The organism is Streptomyces sp. NPDC048484, assembly GCF_040651415.1.
In the GTDB taxonomy this organism is placed as follows: Bacteria; Actinomycetota; Actinomycetes; order Streptomycetales; family Streptomycetaceae; genus Streptomyces.
This window is the reverse complement of record NZ_JBEZJY010000031.1, coordinates 1-19354: the sequence shown is the minus strand read 5'-3', so window position 1 is coordinate 19354 and position 19354 is coordinate 1. Positions and strand designations below refer to the sequence as shown.

The following is a 19354-nucleotide window of genomic DNA, read 5'->3' as shown; positions in this document are numbered from 1 at the left end:
CCGACCTGTTTCAGACTGCGTGCGGGAAGGACGCGAAACAAAGGGCGCAGAGGAGATATATGCGGTGAGCAGTGTCCAGCAGGCACCAAGTCTGCCGCCGGGCCAGGGACGTTTTGTCGATCCGGTGAAAAAGGGGCAACGCGTCAGGCCCGGCACCATTCGCCGAATCATTCCGTACGCCAAGCACTACCGTTGGCAGTTGGCGTTGCTGTTGACCGTCTCCGCTGTCGGTTCGCTGGTGACAGTGCTCAGTCCGCTGTTATTGGGATTGGCCATCGACAAAGGTGTCCTGCCGCACAAGATGTCCGTCGTCACAACCTTTGCCGGCCTCATGATCGGGCTCGCGATCGTGGAGGCGATCACTGAATACGTTCAGGTCAGAGCATCCGCCCGGATCGGACAGGGGCTGATCTACGACCTGCGCACCGAGGTCTTCTCGCATGTGCAGGAACAGCCGTTGGCGTTCTTCACCCGATCGCAGACCGGCTCGCTGGTCAGCAGGCTCAACACCGACGTGGTCGGGGCCCAGCACGCGGTCACGAGACTGCTGGCCGGTGCCGTCAACACCATCCTGACCTTGATCCTCGTGCTCGCCGCCATGTTCTACCTGTCCTGGCAGATCACCGTCGCCGCCTTGCTGATGACCCCCCTCTTCGTCCTTCCCGGCCGGTTCTTCGGGCATCGGCTGCAGCGGCTGACCCGCCGCGAGATGGAACTCGACGCCGAGCTGGGCTCGATGATGAACGAGCGGTTCAATGTCGCCGGTGCCATGCTCTCCAAACTGTTCGGCCGCCCGGAGACAGAGTCCCAGCTGTTCTCCGGCCGCGCCGCCGCGAAGCGCGACATCGGCGTCAGGACGAGCGTCACCGGACAGATGCTCGGAATCGTCATGGGACTGGCGGGCGCGGTCACACTCGCGCTGATGTTCGGCATCGGTGGCGCGCTGGTCGTGGACGGCGCGTTCGAGGTCGGCACGCTGGTGTCGCTGACGATTCTGGTCACCCGGGTGTACGACCCGATCATCCAGCTCTCCAACCTGCAGGCCAACGCCATGAGCGCACTGGTGAGTTTCGACCGCGTCTTCGAGGTGCTGGACCTCGAACCGCTGGTGGCCGAGCGTCCTGGGGCGACCCCACTGCCCCGGCACATCTCCGGCAACGGCGCGGCGCCCGACGTGGAGTTCGAGCGGGTCTCCTTCCGCTACCCCAATGCCAAAGAGGTGTCGCTCGCCTCACTGGAGTCGATCGCACTGCCCATGCCGGAACGCAGCGACGACTCGTGGGTGCTCGAAGACGTGAGCTTCCGCGCGCCCGCCGGGAAACTGACCGCGTTGGTCGGCCACTCGGGTGCCGGCAAGACGACGATCACACATCTGGTACCGCGGTTCTACGACCCCGGCTCAGGAGCGGTGCGGGTCGGCGGTCGCGACATCCGGGAGGTCACGACCAGATCGCTGCGCGACACGATCGGGGTGGTCACCCAGGACGCGCACCTGTTCCACGACACGATCCGGGCCAACCTGCTCTACGCGCGCCCCGACGCCACCGAGGCGGAACTGGTCGGGGCCTGCGAGGCGGCGCGTATCCGGGAGCTGATCGAGTCACTGTCCAACGGGCTCGACACCGTGGTCGGCGACCGGGGATACCGGCTCTCGGGCGGTGAGAAACAGCGGATCGCGCTGGCCAGACTGTTGCTCAAGGCACCGCCGATCGTCGTCCTCGACGAGGCGACCGCGCACCTGGACTCGGAGTCGGAGGCGGCGATCCAACGAGCCCTCAAAACCGCCCTGTCCGGCCGTACGTCGCTGGTCATCGCGCACCGGCTGTCCACGATCCGCGACGCCGACCAGATCCTCGTCATCGACGAGGGCCGGATCCACGAACGCGGCACCCACGAGGAACTCCTGGCCGCGGGTGGTCTGTACGCCGACCTCTACACAACCCAGTTCGCCCGGCAGGAAACAGCTGGGAGCGAGACCACCGCCTAACCGAGAAGGAGACCTGTTGTGCGGACGGTGAGCTTCGACTTCGAGAGCACCGAGGCCCGGTTCAAGGTGCTCGTCAACCACGAGGAGCAGTACTCCCTGTGGCCCGCCGACCTGGACGTCCCCGGCGGCTGGAAGGAGACCGGGGTGTGCGCCTCCAAGGAGGAGTGCGACACGTACATCGAGGAGACCTGGACCGACATGCGCCCCAAGAGCCTGCGCATCGCCCTCGACGGCGAGTGACCGGACGACACCATGCCGCATGTGTTCACCAACGGTATCCGGCTCTCCTACGAACGGTCGGGCAGAGGTGAGCGGGTACTCATGATCATGGGGTCGTCGGCCGCCGGCCGGGTGTGGTCCCTGCACCAGACGCCCGCGCTCGCGGCGGCCGGCTACCAGGCCATCACCTTCGACAACCGGGGCGTACCACCTTCGGACGTTCCTCCGGGCAGGTACTCGCTCGCCGACATGGTCGCCGACACGAAGGGTCTCATCGAGGCGCTGGGCGCGGCGCCGTGCCGGATCGTCGGGACCTCCCTGGGTGCCGTGATCGCGCAGGAGCTGGCGATCGGCTGGCCGCACCTGGTCCGGTGCGCGGTCCTGATCGCCACCAAGTCCCGGTCGGACGCCGTCCGGACGGCGCAGGAACAGGCGGAGCGGGTGCTGCTGGAGAGTGGTGTGAAGCTCCCGCCGGAGTACCAGGCGGTCATGTCCGCGGTGCAGATGCTGTCGCCGGCGACGCTGAACGACGACGGCGCCGTCTCGCTCTGGCTGGAGACGCTGCGGCTCAACGGGGGCGAAGCGGCCCGCGGCCAGGCTTATGCGGACACCGGAGCGGACCGGCGCGAGGCGCTGCGCGGGGTGAACGTGCCGTGCCGGGTCATCGCGTTCGGCGACGACATGGTCACACCATCACACCTGGCGGCCGAGGTGGCCGAGGCCATCCCGGACTGCGACCTCGTGGAGATCTCCGACTGCGGTCACTTCGGCTATCTCGAACGGCCGGTCGAGGTCAACTCGGCGATCATCGAATTCCTCGACAAGCACTGAATCGGCAGGCGCTGATTCCCGGTCGGGCACTAACGGAAGGCAGAGGAGCGTGGGACTCCGCGAAGGCCCGCCGCCAGTCACCGCGGTCAGCCGTGACCAGGCGTTGCCGCTGTCGTTCGCGCAGCAGCGGCTGTGGTCCCTGGCCCAGGCGGAGCCGGGGTCGGTGACCGACAACCTCTCGATGCTGGTCAGACTCGGCGGCACGCTGGACGCCGCCGCGCTGACCGCCGCTGTCAACGCCGTGGTGGGCCGGCACGAGGTGCTGCGCACCCGGTTGGTGGCCGGCTCGGACGGAGCGGCGCGGCAGGTCATCGATCCGCCCGCGCCCGTGCGGATCCCGGTGGCGGACGTGTCCGCCGAGGCGCACCGGGTGCGCGTGGCGGAACGGCTGGTGGCCGCCGACGCGGTGACCCCGTTCGACCTGACCCGCGGACCGCTGATCCGCGGATGCCTGATCAGACTGGCCGCCGACGAGCACATGCTGGCGTTGTCGATGCACCACGCTGTCTCGGACGAACGGTCCGGGCGAATCTTCGAACGTGAACTCGCGGCGCTGTACGAGGCGTTCCGCGCCGGTGAGCCCGATCCACTGCCGCCGCTGAACCTGCAGTACGCCGACTTCGCGGCCTGGCAGCGCGAGTGGTTCGCCGGTGACGTACTGGAGCGGAACCTGACGTACTGGCGCGACCAGCTGGCCGACGCGCCCACTCTGGAGCTGCCGACCGACCGGCCCCGGCCGCCCGTCCGGTCGTCGGCGGGCGCGGCTGTCCGGTTCACGGTCCGCGCCGCGACCGCCCAGGCGCTGCGGGCGGTGGCGCGGGCCGGCGAGGCGGAACCGGCGACGGTACTGCTGGCCGCGTTCGCCGTGGTGCTCGGCCGCACCTGCGGACAGCGCGAGGTGGTGATCGGCGCCTCGGCCGCCGACCGGCACCGGGCCGGGACCGAGGACCTGATCGGGTTCTTCGCCGACCCCCTGCCCGTGCGCATCGACCTCTCCGGCGACCCGGCGTTCACCGAACTGCTCGCCAGGGTCCGCCGCACGGCGCTGGGCGCCCACGCCCACCAGGACCTGCCGTTCGCCCGGCTCGCGGACACCTGGGACGCCGAGCGTCTGCGCGGGCTCTTCCACTGCTCCGGTTCGGCCGCGGGGCAGAGCGGCACCCTCGGGACCACCACGATCGCCCGGTCCGACCTGCGGCTCGTCGTGACCGACGACGGCGAAACCCTCAGCGGAGCGATCGAGTACAGGACCGACCTGTTCGACGCCGCGACGGTGGAACGGACGGCGGGCCACCTGGCCACCCTGCTGGAGTCCGTGGCGGCGGACCCCGGCCGGCCCCTGTCCCGTGTCCCGATGCTCACCGGGACGGAACTCGATGTCCTGCTGAACGGGTGGAACGACACCGCCGCACCGCTTCCGGCGGCGGCAGGCGTGCACGAGCTGATCGCGGCCGCGGCGGCCGCGTTCCCCGACGTACTGGCACTCACGTGCGGTGGGACCGCGCTGACCTACGCGGGACTGCTGGCCAGGGCGGGCCGCCTCGCCCACCGGTTGAGCGCGGCCGGGGTGGGCGCCGAGTCGATCGTCGGGCTGTGCCTGGAACGCGGCGTCGACACGGTGGTGGCGGTCCTGGCGGTCTGGCAGGCCGGCGGCGCCTACCTGCCGCTCGACCCGGACCATCCGGCGCACCGGCTGGAGTTCATGCTGGCCGACAGCGGGGTGGACGTGCTGGTCGGCCACCGGAGCGCGGCGGCAGGCCTCGCCCTCGACGCCCTGGTGGAGAGCGCGGTGTGGCTGGACGACCCCGCGACGGCAGCCGAGGTGGCGGCACTTCCGCCGACGGCGCCCGAGGCAGCCCCGGCGCTGCCCGGGCAACTCGCCTACGCGATCTACACCTCGGGCTCCACCGGACGGCCCAAGGGCGTCCTGGTGCCGCACGACGGCGTGATCAACCTGGCGACGGCGCTGCGGCCGGCGTTCGGTGTCACGGTCGGGGCACGCGCGCTGCAGTTCGCCTCCTTCAGCTTCGACGCCGCGCTGATGGACCTCGCGGTGGTGCTCGCGGGCGGCGGCACCCTGGTGATCGCCACATCGCGGGAGCGCACCGAACCGGCTCTCCTGGCCGCGGCCGTCCGCAGCGCCGGAGTGCTGTCCACGAGCGTGGCACCGTCGCTGCTCAGCTCCCTGGACCCGGCCGATCTCCCGGACGTCACCGGTCTGTTCGTGGGCTCGGAGCGCGTCGACGAGCAGGTGGTACGGGACTGGGCCCCGGGCCGACGGATGTTCAACGGTTACGGCCCCACCGAGATCACGGTGATCTCCTGCACCGAGCAGATCGACGCCGGTGCCGTGGGCGCGCCACCGATCGGCAGGCCCCTGGCCAACACCCGGGCCTACGTCCTGGACGAGTGGCTGCACCCGGTGCCGGTGGGTGTCGCGGGCGACCTGTACATCGGTGGCGCCGGGGTGGCGCGCGGCTACGGCGGGCGCCCCGCGCTGACGGCGGAACGGTTCGTGGCCGACCCCTTCGCCGCCGACGGCACACGGCTCTACCGCTCGGGCGACCGCGTGCGGTGGCGGCCCGACGGGCGCCTGGAGTTCCTGGGACGGGCCGACGACCAGCTCAAGGTGCGCGGGTTCCGGGTCGAGCCGGGTGAGATCGAGGCCGTGCTGACCGCCCATCCGGTGGTCCGGACCGCGGTGGTGACCGCCTTCGCTGACGGCGGCGACCGGCGGCTCGTGGCCTACGTCGTGCCGTACGGCGACGACGACCGCGCGACCGAGCCGGGCGGGGCCGACGCCGAGCGCCGCGTCGGCGAATGGCTCCAGGTCTACGACGCCATGTACCGGGCAGCCGACGAAGCCGGCCTCGGCAGGGACTTCTCGGGCTGGACCAGCTCCTACAACGGCGTGCCGATCCCGTCCGAGGAGATGCTCCGGTGGCGGGACGGGGCGGTGCGGCGGATCCGCTCACTGCGTCCCGCCCGCGTCCTGGAGATCGGGGTCGGCTCCGGCCTGCTGCTCGCACAGCTCGCGCCGCACTGCGAGGAGTACTGGGCCACCGACTTCTCCGCGCTCGCCATCGACCGGCTGCGCGAACAGGTGGCGGCGCGGCCCGAACTGGCCGGACGCGTCGTACTGCGACACCGGACCGCCGACGACCTCGACGGTCTTCCCGCCGGACGGTTCGACACCATCGTCCTGAACTCGGTGGCGCAGTACTTCCCCGGTGCCGACTACCTGACCGAGGTGCTCACCCGCGCGGTCGAACTGCTCGCCCCGGGCGGCGCGCTGTTCGTCGGCGACGTGCGCAACCGGCGCACGCTGCGGCTCCTGCACACAGCGGTGGAACTGCGCCGTGCCGAGCCCGACGCCCCGGCCGCCGACATCCGGCGGGCGGTCGAGCATGCCCTGGTGGCCGAGAAGGAACTGCTGGTCGACCCGGACTTCTTCACCGCGCTCTCCGCGGCCCTGCCCCGTGTCACCGGGGTGGACCTCAGGCTCCAGCGCGGTGAGTACCACAACGAGATGACGCGTCATCGCTACGACGTCGTCCTGCACACCCGCGCGGATCTGTCCGACCTGGCCCGCGTCCCCGCCTTCCGCTGGGGCGACGACGTGAGCGGTCCGGCCGGGCTCGCCGAGCTGCTGGCCGCCCGGTCGCCCGCACCGCTGCGCGTGATCGGGATGCCCAACGGACGCCTGGCCGGCGAGGCGGCCGCCACCCGGGCGCTGGGCGAGGGCCTGTCGCCGCGCGAGGCCGCCGCACTTCTCGCGGACGGCTCCGGCCTCGACCCCGAACACCTGCACGGCCTGGCCGCCGAGGCCGGGTACCGGGCTGTGGTGACCTGGTCCGGCGACCTCGCCGACGACCGCATGGAAGCCGTGTTCATGCCTGCGGCCGAAGCCGGGTCACCGGCGCTGACCGGGACGTTCGTCCCACGGGCCGGGGCCCGCCCGCTCTCCGCCCGCGCCAACACGCCCATCACCTCGCTCGACGTCGGGGTGCTCGCCTCCGAGTTGCGCCGACACGTCGCGAGGGCCCTGCCCGAGTACATGGTCCCGGCCACCGTCGTGGCGCTGGCGGCGCTCCCGCTGACACCCAACGGCAAACTGGACCGCGCCGCGCTCCCGGCCCCCGAGGTGACGGTGTCCGACCGGGTCCCGCGCACCGCGCGCGAGGAGATCCTCTGCGATGTGTTCGCCGAGGCGCTCGGCCTGCCGCGGGTCGGCATCGACGACGGGTTCTTCGAGCTGGGCGGCCACTCACTCCTCGCCGTCCGGGTGCTCTCCAGGATCCATGAGCTGTTCGGGATCGAGCTCGGCCTCCCGGCGCTGTTCGAACAGCCGACCGTCGCCGGGCTGGCACGGGCCCTGGCGGGTTCGCCCGAGGGCGTGGTGGCCCCGCCGGTGACGGCCGTGGACCGCGACCGTGAGCTGCCGTTGTCGTCCGGGCAGCAACGGCTGTGGTTCCTCGACCGGCTGGAGCCGGGATCGGCCGCGTACAACGTGCCGGTGCCGCAACGCTGGACCGGTCCTTGCGACGTCGCCGCTCTCGGGGCCGCGCTGACCGCCCTCACCACCCGCCACGAGGTGCTGCGGACCAGGCTGGTGACCGGTCCGGACGGCACACCGCACCAGGTGATCGACCCGCCGGCGCCGTTCCCGCTCCCGGTCGCCGACGTGACCGGCGAGCAGGATCCGCGGGCCGCCGCCGACCGGCTGGTCGGGCAGGACGCGCCCGCACCGTTCGACCTGGTGGGCGGGCCGCTGATCCGCGCGCTGCTGATCAGGCTCGGGCAGGCCGAACACCTCCTCGCCCTGGCCGTGCACCATGTCGTCTTCGACGAGTGGTCGCACCGGATCCTGCGGACCGAACTCGACGCGCTGTACGAGGCGATCCGCGACGGCGAGCCCGACCCGCTGCCACCGCTCCCGGTGCAGTACGCCGATTTCGCGAAGTGGCAGCGCGACCGGCTGAGCGGGGACGTGCCGGAGAGAGGGCTCGCCTACTGGCGCGAGCAGCTCGCGGACCTCCCCGCACTCGATCTGCCGGTGGACCGGCCGCGCCCGCCGACGCGCTCCACCGACGGAGCGGTCACCGAGTTCACCGTCCCTGTGGCGACCACCGAGGGCCTGCGGGCGGTGGCGCGCGAGAACGGCGCGACGATGTCGATGACGCTGCTCGCCGCCGTCGACGTGGTGCTCGGCCGGTACTGCGGCACCGAGGACGTCGTGGTGGGCACGCCGGTCGCGGGCCGCGACCGTGCCGAGGCCCAGGACCTCATCGGGTTCTTCGTCAACACGCTCGTGCTGCGCACCGACCTGTCCGAAGACCCCACGTTCACCGAACTGCTGGGACGGGTGCGGCGGACGGCGCTGGACGCCTACGCCCACCAGGACGTCCCGTTCGAGCGGCTGGTGGACGCCCTGGTCACCGAGCGGGACCGCTCCCGCACCCCGCTCTTCCAGGTGATGTTCGGCTACTCCGCCCGGGACGGCGACCACACCGTCGAGACCGTCGCACCAGGCATGCTGCCGGTGAGGTTCGACCTGGAGTTCCGGCTCGTCGAAACCGGCGACGCACTGGCCGGGTCCGTCGAGTACAGCACGGCACTGTTCGACGCGGCGACGGCCGACCGGATGGCCGGGCACCTCGTCACGCTCCTCGAAGCCGTCGCCGCGGACCCGGGGCGGCCGCTCTCCCGACTCCCGATGCTGACCCCGGCCGAACGCGACACCCTCCTCCGCGACGGCGACGGCGACGGCGACGGCGACGACCGCGATGCCGCGCCGATGCCCGCCGCGTCCGGGGTACACCAACTGATCGCCGCCCAGGCCGTCGCCGCACCGGACGCGGTGGCGGTGGTGTGCGGCACGGCGTCGCTCAGCTATGCCGGTCTGGTCGAACGCGCGAACAGGCTCGCCCACCATCTGCGCGGGCTGGGTGTCGGGCCCGAGACGACCGTGGGCCTGTGCCTGCCCCACACCCCGGACATGGTCGTCGCCGTCCTCGCGGTGTGGCAGGCCCAGGGCGCCTACCTGCCGCTCGACCCGGACTACCCCGCCGACCGGCTCGCGTTCATGCTGGCCGACAGCCGCGCACGGGTCCTGGTCACACACGGGACGGCCGCGGCCGGACCGGCCGCCGTCGACACGGTGGTGCGGCTGGACGATCCGGCGACGGCGGCCGTGCTCGCGGCACTGCCGGGCACGGCGCCCGAGCACCTGGCGGTCCGGGCCGGGCAGGCGGCCTACGTGATCTACACCTCCGGGTCGACAGGACGGCCCAAGGGCGTGGAGGTCGCCCACGCCGGTGTGGTCAACATGGCGACCGCGCTGCGGCCCGTACTGGGCGCCGGGCCGGGTGTACGGGTGCTGCAGTTCGCCTCGTTCAGCTTCGACGCCTCCGTACTCGACATGGCGGTGGTGCTGGCGGCCGGAGGCACCCTGACCGTGGCCACCGCCCTGGAACGCGCCGAACCCGAACTGCTGACCGCGCTGATCCGCGACGGCGGGGTGCGGGCGACCAGCGTCACACCGTCGCTGCTCGGCATGCTCGACCCCGCCAGGACGGCGGGTCTGCAGACACTGCTGCTGGGCGCCGAGCCGCTCACCGAGCAGGTCGCGGCCGCCTGGACCGGAGGCCGGGAGCTGGTGAACACCTACGGCCCGACCGAGGCGACCGTCATGGTCACCACCGGCGCGGTCGGCCCCGACGTCCAGGGCCCACCGCCGATCGGCACGCCCTTGCCCGGCAACCGGCTGTACGTACTGGACACCCGCCTCGACGTGGTGCCCGTGGGGGTGGCCGGCGAGATCTTCATCGCCGGCCGACAGGTGGCACGCGGCTACCGCGGCCGCGCCGCGCTGACCGCGGAACGCTTCGTGGCCGACCCGTTCACCGCCGACGGCACCCGGATGTACCGGACCGGTGACCGGGCGCGCCGGCTGCCCGACGGCCGACTGGAGATCCTCGGACGCGCCGACCACCAGCTGAAGGTGCGCGGCTTCCGGATCGAGCCCGGCGAGATCGAGGCGGCGCTGACCGCCCACCCACGGGTGCGGTCCGCGGTCGTCACGGCGGCCGGGGACGGATCCGACCGGACACTGGTCGCCCACCTCGTGCCGGACGGCCCACTCCCCGCGGCGGCCGAGCTGCGGGAGTTCGCGGCGACACGGCTCCCGGCGTTCATGCTCCCCTCGCTCTTCGTCGAACTGGACGAGCTGCCCCTGTCGCCGAACGGGAAGCTCGACCGCGCCGCACTGCCCGCCCCCGACGCGACCCGGCTGGGCGGGAACGCCTTCGTCGCGCCTGCGAGCCCGTCCGAGGAACTGCTGGCGGGCATCTGGGCACGGGTATTGGGCGTGGACCGGGTCGGTGCCGAGGACGACTTCTTCGAGCTGGGCGGACACTCGCTGCTGGCCACCCAGGTGACCTCCCGGATCCGGGACGTGTTCGGCGTCGAGGCCCCGCTGTCGGTCCTGTTCGACCGCCGGACCGTACGCGACCTCGCGGCGTGGGCCGACAGCGCGACGCGCGGCATCGTGCTGTCGCCGGTGACCGTGGCCGACCGTGACGAGCCGCTGCCGCTGTCGTTCGCGCAGCAGCGGTTGTGGTTCCTGGACCAGCTCGACCCGGGTTCCCCCGAGTACAACCTGACGATTCCCGTGCGGCTGGGGGCCCTCGACGTCGAGGCCCTCGGCGCCGCCCTGAGTACGGTGCCGGCCCGGCACGAGGTGCTGCGGACCCGGCTCGTGGCCGGTGCGGACGGGGTCGCCCATCAGGTGATCGACCCGCCGTCACCGTGCCCGCTGCCTGTGGTGGACCTCTCGCACAGCGCGGATCCGCTCGCGGCGGCACGGGCCCTGGTGGCGGCCGACGCGGTGACCCCGTTCGACCTGGCGGGCGGGCCACTGATCCGCGCGCTGCTGATCAGGCTGGACCCGGACGAGCATGTGCTGGCGCTGTCCATGCACCATGTGGTCTTCGACGAGTGGTCGTACCGGATCTTCCAGCGCGAACTGTCGGCCCTCTACCGGGCCTACCGGGCGGGCGGGCCCGACCCGCTGCCGCCGCTCGCGCTGCAGTACGCCGACTACGCCGTCCGGCAGCGACAGAACCTCACCGAGCAGGTCCTGGACGGCCAACTGTCCTACTGGCGGCGGAAGCTGGCCGCGCTCCCCGAACTCAAACTGCCCGCCGACCGGCCGCGCCCGCCCGTGCGGTCGATCGAGGGGGCCGTCGCCGGGTTCACCGTGCCCGCGGCGACCGCCGAGGGCCTGCGGGCGGTGGCGCGCGGAAACGGCGCCACCATGGCGATGACGCTGCTGGCCGGCCTCGCGGTCGTGCTCGGCCGGTACTGCGGGACCGAGGACGTCGTGGTGGGCACGCCGGTCGCGGGCCGCAACCGCGCCGAGGCCGAGGACCTGATCGGCTTCTTCGCCAACATGCTGGTCATGCGCACGGACCTGTCGGGCGACCCGTCCTTCGACGAGATCGTGGCCCGGGTACGCGAGACGGCGCTGGACGCCTACGCCCACCAGGACCTCCCCTTCGAGCAGTTGGTGGATGCCCTGGTGACCGGCCGCGACCGGTCCCGTACCCCTCTCTTCCAGGTCGTGTTCAACTACGCCACCGCCGACCCGGCCGACCGGACCGAGGACGGCACCCTCGGGGACGCGTCCGGCGGCTCGCTGGGCGCGGACGTGCTCGCCGGGTCGTTGCCGGTGAAGTTCGACCTGGTGGTACTGCTGGGCGACCGCGAGGATGGCCTGGTCGGCGAGATGCAGTACAGCACCGCCCTCTTCGACGCGGCCACGATCGAACGGCTGACCGGCCACCTGATCAGCCTGCTCGGCGCGGTGGCCGCCGACCCCGCGCACCGGTCGGCGAAACTGCAACTGACGACCCCGGCCGAACGCGACCTGCTCGTGCGCGAATGGAACGGCCCCGCGGTCCCGGCACCCGTCACGCACGGGGCACCCGAGCTGATCACCGCACGCGCCGCGGCGACCCCGGACGCGGTGGCGCTGGTGTGCGACGGCGCGGCGCTGACCTACGCCGGGCTCATGGCGCGTGCGAACCGGCTCGCCCACCACCTGCGGGCGGCGGGCGCCGGGCCCGAGACCGTCGTCGGGCTGTGCCTGGAACGCGGCGTCGACATGGTGGTGTCCATGCTCGCGGTCTGGCAGGCCGGCGCCGCCCACCTACCGCTGGACCCGGCCCATCCGCCGGAGCGACTGGCGTTCATGCTGGCCGACAGCTCCGCACGGGTCGTCGTGACGCGCTCCGGCCGGACGGACCTGGCGCCCGCGGACGGCACCCGGCTGGTCGTGCTGGACGACCCGCGGACGGCGGCGGCCATCGCCGCCCGCCCCCTTGACGCGCCGGAGGTGGCGACGCACCCGGCCGGACTGGCGTACGTCATCTACACCTCGGGCTCGACCGGCCGCCCCAAGGGCGTCCTCATCCCGCACACCAACCTCACCGCGCTCTTCGACGCCGCGGACGCCACGCTCGGCATCGGCTCCGACGACGTGTGGAGCGTGTGCCACTCCTACGCGTTCGACTTCTCCGTATGGGAGATCTGGGGCGCGCTGACCCGCGGCGCCCGGTGTGTCCTCGTCCCCATGAACACGGTGCGCGCGCCGGAGCGGCTCGGCGCGCTCGTCGCCGCCGAGGGGGTCACCGTCCTGAGCGCGACCCCGGAGCTGTTCCGTCAGCTGTCGCGGGCGGCCGCCACCGCGGGGCGCCGCTTCGCCCGCCTGCGCCTGGTCGTCCTCGGCGGCGACGAACTGACGCGGCCGCACCTGACCGCCTGGTACGAGCGGTACGGGCTCGACACGCCCGCGCTGGTGAACATGTACGGCATCACCGAGACGACGGTGCATGTCACCCACCACCGTGTCACCGCCCCCGAGCCGGGCCGCGGCCCGCGCGTGCCGATCGGCCGCGCCCTGCCCGGCTGGCGGGTGCACGTACTGGACGAGGCCATGAACCCGGCCCCGGTCGGCGTGCCGGGCGAGGTGTTCGTCGGCGGTTCCGGGGTGGCGCGCGGCTATGGCGGCCGTGCCGCGCTGACCGCCGAGCGGTTCGTGGCCGACCCGTTCGCCGCGGACGGCTCACGCCTCTACCGGTCGGGCGACCGGGCCCGGTGGCTGCCCGGCGGAGTTCTGGAGTACCTGGGCCGCGCCGACGGCCGGCTCAAACTGCGCGGCATCCGGATCGAGCCCGGCGAGATCGAGGCTGCGCTCACCGCGCATCCACGGATACGCACAGGGGTGGTCAGCGCCTTCGGTTCCGGGGCGGACCAGCGGCTGGCGGCCTACCTGGTACCCGCCGACCCCGACACGGGCCTGCCGGCCCCCGGCGAGCTACGGGATCTGCTGCGACGGAGCCTGCCCGAGTACATGGTCCCGGCGGCCTTCGTCGAACTGGCCGCGCTGCCCCTGACCGCGAACGGGAAGCTGGACCGCGCCGCCCTGCCCGCCCCTGAGTCAGGCCGCCCGGACACCGCCGGTTTCGTCGCACCGCGCGGCGCGACGGAGGAACTGCTGGCAGGCATCTGGGCGGACGTCCTCGGCGTCGAACGCGTCGGCGCCGAGGACGTCTTCTTCGATCTGGGCGGGCACTCGCTGCTGGCCACCCAGGTCATCTCGCGGGTGCGCACCGCATGCGACACCGAGGTCCCGCTGTCGGTGCTCTTCGACCGGCCGACGGTACGCGCTCTGGCCGCCGCGATCGAGACCGCGGAGCGGGGCGCGACGGCGCCACCGGTGACCGCGGCCGGGCGCGACGAGCCGCTGCCCCTGTCGTTCGCGCAGCAGCGGCTGTGGTTCCTCGACCGGCTGGAGCCGGGGTCGCTCGAGTACAACCTGCCGATGTACATGCGCCGGGACGGGCCCCTGGACGTGGCGTCGCTCGGTGCCGCGCTGACCGCGCTGACCGGCCGGCACGAGGTTCTCCGGACCCGCCTCGTGGCCGGTGCGGACGGGGTGGCGCACCAGGTGATCGACCCGCCCGCGCCGTTCCCCCTGCCCGTGACCGACCTGACCGGCGCCGCCGACCCGTACGGCACGGCGCAACTGCTGGCCACCCGCGACGCGGTGACACCCTTCGACATGGCGGCCGAACCCCTGCTGCGCAGCTGCTTGCTGCGACTCGGACCGGACGAGCACATCCTGGTGCTCTCCACCCACCACGCGGTCTTCGACGAGTGGTCGGCAGGCATCTTCCAGCGTGAACTCCTCGCGCTGTACGAGGCGTTCCGCGACGGTGAGCCCGACCCGCTGCCGTCGCCCGCCGTGCAGTACGCCGACTTCGCGGTGTGGCAGCGCGCCTGGCTGAGCGGCGAGCTCCTGGAAGCGCAACTGGCTTACTGGCGTGGCCAGTTGACCGGAGCGCCGGTACTGGAGCTGCCGACCGACCGGCCGCGCCCGCCCGTGCGGTCGATGGCCGGGGCGATGACGCGGTTCACCGTGCCGCCCGAGGTCGCCGACGGGCTGCGGGCGGTGGCCGCCGACGGCGGCGCGACGATGTTCATGACGCTGCTGTCGGTGTACGCGATGCTGCTGGGCCGCTACTGCGGCACGGACGATGTCGTCATCGGCACGCCGATCGCGAACCGCGACCGCGCCGAGACCGAGGACGTGATCGGACTCTTCCTCAACACCCTGGTCATCCGCGCGGACCTGTCCGGTGACCCCACGTTCGCCGCGCTGCTCGACCGCGTGCGCACCACTGCCCTGGACGCCTACGCCCACCAGGACCTGCCGTTCGAGCAGTTGGTGGACGCCCTGACCACCGACCGGGACCGGTCGCGCACCCCGATCTTCCAGGCGCTGTTCAACTACGACACCGTCGACCCGTCGGCCACGGCGGACGAGGGCCGCCTGACACTGGGTGCGCTGAACCCCGGCGAGGTGATCGCCAAGTTCGACCTGCGGCTGATCCTGGTCGACGACGGCCGCACACTGGACGGCACGATCGAGTACGGCACCGCCCTGTTCGACGCCACGACGATCGAGCGTATGACGGGCCATCTGGTCGCCCTGCTGGAAGCGGTGGCCGCCGACGCGACCCGGCCGGCCCTCGACTTCCCGCTGGTCACCGCGGGGGAGCGGGACCTGCTGCTGGACGAGTGGAGCGGTGCCGCCGCCGTCCCGGCGCACGGGCCGGACCTGACCCACGAGCTGATCGCCGCGCGCGCCGCGACCTACCCCGCCGCGGTCTCGGTGGTCGCCGGCACGGAACAGGTGACCTACGCGGAGCTGTCGGAGCGTGCGGGGAGGCTGGCGCACTACCTGCGCGGCGCGGGTGTCGGACCAGAGACGGTGGTCGGGCTGTGCCTGCCGCGCGGCGCCGACATGGTCGTCGCCGTGCTGGCGGTGTGGCAGGCGGGCGGCGCGTATCTGCCGCTGGACCCCGCCTACCCGCCGGAACGACTGGCGTTCATGCTGGCCGACAGCCGGGCGACCGTGCTGGTCGGCACGAGCGACATCGTCGACGACCTGCCCGCGGGGCGGCTGCGCACGATCAGCCTGGACGAGTCGGCCGTCCGCGCGGCACTCAGCACCCTGCCGACCACACCGCCCGGGACCACGACACGGCCGGCCCAGACGGCCTACGTGATCTACACATCAGGCTCGACGGGACGCCCGAAGGGTGTCCAGGTCACGCACGGCGGACTCGCCGCCTACCTGGCGGCCTACGTCGCCGAGGTGCTGGAACCGGCCGGGCTCGCCGAACCGGGCACCCGGCACGCCCTGCTCCAGGCCCAGGTCACCGACCTCGGCAACACGGTGGTCTTCAGCAGCCTGGCCACCGGCGGGGTCCTGCACATCCTCGACCAGGACGCCGTCACCGACCCCTCTGCGGTGGCCGGATACCTGGCCGAGCACCGCATCGACCACCTGAAAGTGGTGCCCTCGCACCTGGCCGCGCTCGCCGCCGAGGCCGGACAGGCCGCCCTGATCCCGCGGCGCGGCCTGGTCCTGGGCGGCGAGGCGGCACCGGCCGACTGGGTGCGCGAACTGCTCGCGGCCGCCGGGGACCGGCTGGTGGTCAACCACTACGGGCCGACCGAGACCACCATCGGCGTGGTCACCACACCTCTCACCGAGGACCTGCTCCGCGGCGGGACGGTCCCGATAGGTACGCCGCTCGCCGGCACCCGCGTATACGTGCTGGACGACCGGCTCCGACCGGTACCGGTCGGAGTGACCGGCGACCTCTACGTGGGTGGCGCGCAGGTCGCTCGCGGCTACGCGGGCCGTCCCGCGCCGACGGCGGAACGGTTCCTCGCCGATCCGTTCGCCGGTAACGGCTCGCGCCTGTACCGCACCGGCGACCGGGCGCGCTGGCGTGCCGACGGCAAGCTGGAGTTCCACGGCCGCGCCGACGGCCAGCTCAAGGTCCGCGGTCACCGGATCGAGCCCGGCGAGGTGCAGGCCGCGCTGCTCGCACACGCGGCGGTACGGGCCGCCGTGGTGACCGTGGACGGCACCGGCGCCGAACGGCGGCTGGTGGCCCACCTGGTTCCCAGCGACACCGACACGGGCATTCCGCCGGTCGGTGAACTGCGCGCACACCTGGGCGGGCGGCTGCCCGACTTCATGATCCCGGCGCTCTTCACCGAGCTGGCCTCCTTGCCGCTCACCCCGACCGGCAAGCTGGACCTGGCCGCACTGCCAGCGCCGGACGGAGCCCGGCCGGAGCTGGGCGGATTCCTCGCACCGTCGGGCGCGACCGAGGAACCGCTGGCGCGGATCTGGGCACAGGTGCTCGGCGTGGACCGGATCGGCGCCGAGGACGACTTCTTCGAGCTGGGCGGACACTCGCTGCTGGCCACCCAGGCGATCTCCCGGATCCACGAGGTGTTCGGTGCCGACATCCCGCTCGCGGCACTCTTCGACCAGCCCACCGTCCGAGCCCTGGCACGGGTGATCGACGAGGCCGGGCCGGGAACGTCGTCGTCGCCGGTCACGCCCATGGACAGGGACGGCAGGCTACCGCTGTCCTTCGCCCAGCAGCGGCTGTGGTTCCTCGACCAACTCGAGCCCGGCTCGGGGGAGTACAACACCCAACTCCCATTGCCACTGGGCGAGGACGTGGACGTCGCGGCGCTGGGCGCGGCGATGGCCGCCCTGGTGACGCGGCACGAGGTGCTGCGGACCCGGTTGGTGGCGGACGCGGACGGGGTGGCGCGGCAGGTGATCGACCCGCCGTCGCCGTTCACACTGCCGGTGGTGGACGCGGGGTCGGCCACCGTGGCCAGGCAGCTCATGACGCAGGACGCCGCGGCGCCGTTCGACCTGGCTTCAGGCCCTCTGCTGCGGGCACTGCTGCTCCGGACAGCTGCCCGGGACCACGTGCTGGCGCTGTCGATGCACCACGTGATCTTCGACGAGTGGTCGGGCCGTGTCCTGCGTCGTGATCTGGCGGCGTTGTACGAGGCGTTTCGCGTGGGTGAGCCGGACCCGTTGCCGCCGCTCGCCGTGCAGTACGCCGACTTCTCGGTGTGGCAGCGCCAGTGGCTGACCGGCGAGGTTCTGGAGCGGCAACTCGACTACTGGCAGCGCCACCTGGCCGGGGCACCCGAGCTGGAACTCCCTCTCGACCGGCCGCGTCCACCGGTCCGGTCGGGCGTGGGTGACTGGCTGGCGTTCACCGTTCCCCCGGAGACGGCCGAGGGCCTGCGCCGGGTCGCACGTGCGGGCGGCGCGTCCATGTTCATGACGCTGCTGGCAGCGTTCTCGGTGGTGCTGGGCCGATCCTGTGGCCAGGACGACGTGGTCGTGGGGACACCGGTGGCGGGCCGTAACCGGGCCGAGACCGAGGACCTGATCGGGTTCTTCGTGAACACGTTGGTGATGCGAACCGATCTGTCGGGCGACCCGACCTTCAGCGAGTTGCTGGGCCGGGTGCGCGAGGCCGCGTTCGGCGCCTACGCGAACCAGGACCTGCCGTTCGAGCAACTGGTGGACGCGTTGGAGACCAGCCGGAACCGCTCGCACACGCCGCTGTTCCAGGTGTTGTTCGGCTACGACACCAACACCACCGGTGCGGGCGTCGGGGGCGGTGCGGGTGACGCGGGCGGTCTGGTGCAGGTCGACCTTGAGCCGGACGGTCCGCCGGCGGCGAAGTTCGACCTGGCACTGCGGCTGGGTGACACCGGTGAGTCCATGACGGGCGAGATCAAGTACAGCACCGCACTCTTCGACACGGCGACCGTCGAACGGCTCCTGAGTCACCTGCTGACGTTCCTCGACGCTGTCGCGGCGGGTCCGGAGCGGCCGTTGTCGATGCTGTCGATGGTGACGGTGGCGGAGCGTGGGGTGCTGGTTGGGGAGTGGAATAACACGGCTGTTGCTCTGCCGGGTGTGGGTGGGGTGCATGAGCTGGTCGTGGGGCGGGCGGGGGTGTGTCCGGATGCGGTGGCGGTGGTGTGTGGGGGTGTTTCGCTGACGTATGGCGGACTGCTGGAGCGGGCCGGCCGGGTGGCGTGTTATCTGCGTGGGGTGGGGGTGGGTGCGGAGTCGGTGGTGGGGCTGCGGCTGGGGCGTGGTGTGGACATGGTGGTGGCGGTGCTGGGGGTGTGGCAGGCGGGTGGTGCTTTTCTTCCGCTGGATCCGGAGTATCCGGTGGAGCGGCTGGAGTTCATGGTGGGTGACAGTGGGGCCGGGATTGTGCTCGGCCCGGATGAGATGGCGGTGGCGCTGGCCGGGCCGTCTCGGGCTTGCGATCTGGTGACGCGTGCGGGCCAGTTGGCGTATGTGATTTATACGTCGGGTTCGACGGGGCGTCCGAAGGGTGTGCAGGTTACGCATGGTGGTGTGGTGAATCTGGCGGTGGCGTTGGGGCCGGTGCTGGGTGTGGGTGTGGGTGTGCGGTCGTTGCAGTTCGCGTCGTTCAGTTTTGATGCGTCGGTGCTTGATGTGGCGGCGGTGCTGGTGGCCGGGGGCACGCTGGTGGTGGCGCCGTCCGCTGATCGGGCCGAGCCCGCGGGGCTGTCCTCGATGGTGGTGGCGGGTGGTGTGGCGTCTGCGAGTGTTCCGCCGTCTCTGCTGGGGATGTTGGATCCGGCTGGGCTGGCGGGTGTGTCTTCGTTGTTGGTGGGTTCGGAGCGGGTGAGTGGCCGGGTGGCTGCTGAGTGGGCTCCTGGGCGTCGGTTGTTCATCGGGTATGGGCCGACGGAGGCCACGGTCATCTCGTGCGTGGCGGCTGTCGGGGTCGCCGACGAGGATCTGGGAGCGCCGTCGATCGGTTCGCCGGTCGCCAATACGCGGGTGTATGTGCTGGATGAGCGGCTGTG

4 protein-coding genes are annotated in these 19354 nt (G+C 72.3%); all 4 read left to right on the top strand.

Going from position 1 to position 19354, the window contains the following annotated elements:
* Window positions 1-64: 64 nt before the first annotated feature.
* Entirely contained in the window at window positions 65-1987 is a 1923-nt protein-coding gene (locus AB0D14_RS28525; protein ID WP_362784536.1) for an ABC transporter ATP-binding protein, read from the top strand.
* Window positions 1988-2014: 27 nt separating this feature from the next.
* Entirely contained in the window at window positions 2015-2227 is a 213-nt protein-coding gene (locus AB0D14_RS28520; RefSeq protein WP_362784733.1) for an MbtH family NRPS accessory protein, read from the top strand.
* A 12-nt stretch (window positions 2228-2239) separates the two neighbouring features.
* On the top strand, window positions 2240-3037 hold the full coding sequence (locus AB0D14_RS28515) for an alpha/beta hydrolase (RefSeq protein ID WP_362784534.1): 798 nt from the start codon (window positions 2240-2242) through the stop codon (window positions 3035-3037).
* Window positions 3038-3086: 49 nt separating this feature from the next.
* Window positions 3087-19354: amino acid adenylation domain-containing protein (locus AB0D14_RS28510; protein ID WP_362784532.1), on the top strand; the 16268-nt coding region annotated here is incomplete at its 3' end.

Coding starts and splice junctions, on each gene's coding strand:
- AB0D14_RS28515 (WP_362784534.1), top strand. CDS start 2,240: ATGCCGCATGTGTTCACCAACGGTATCCGGCTCTCCTACGAACGGTCG.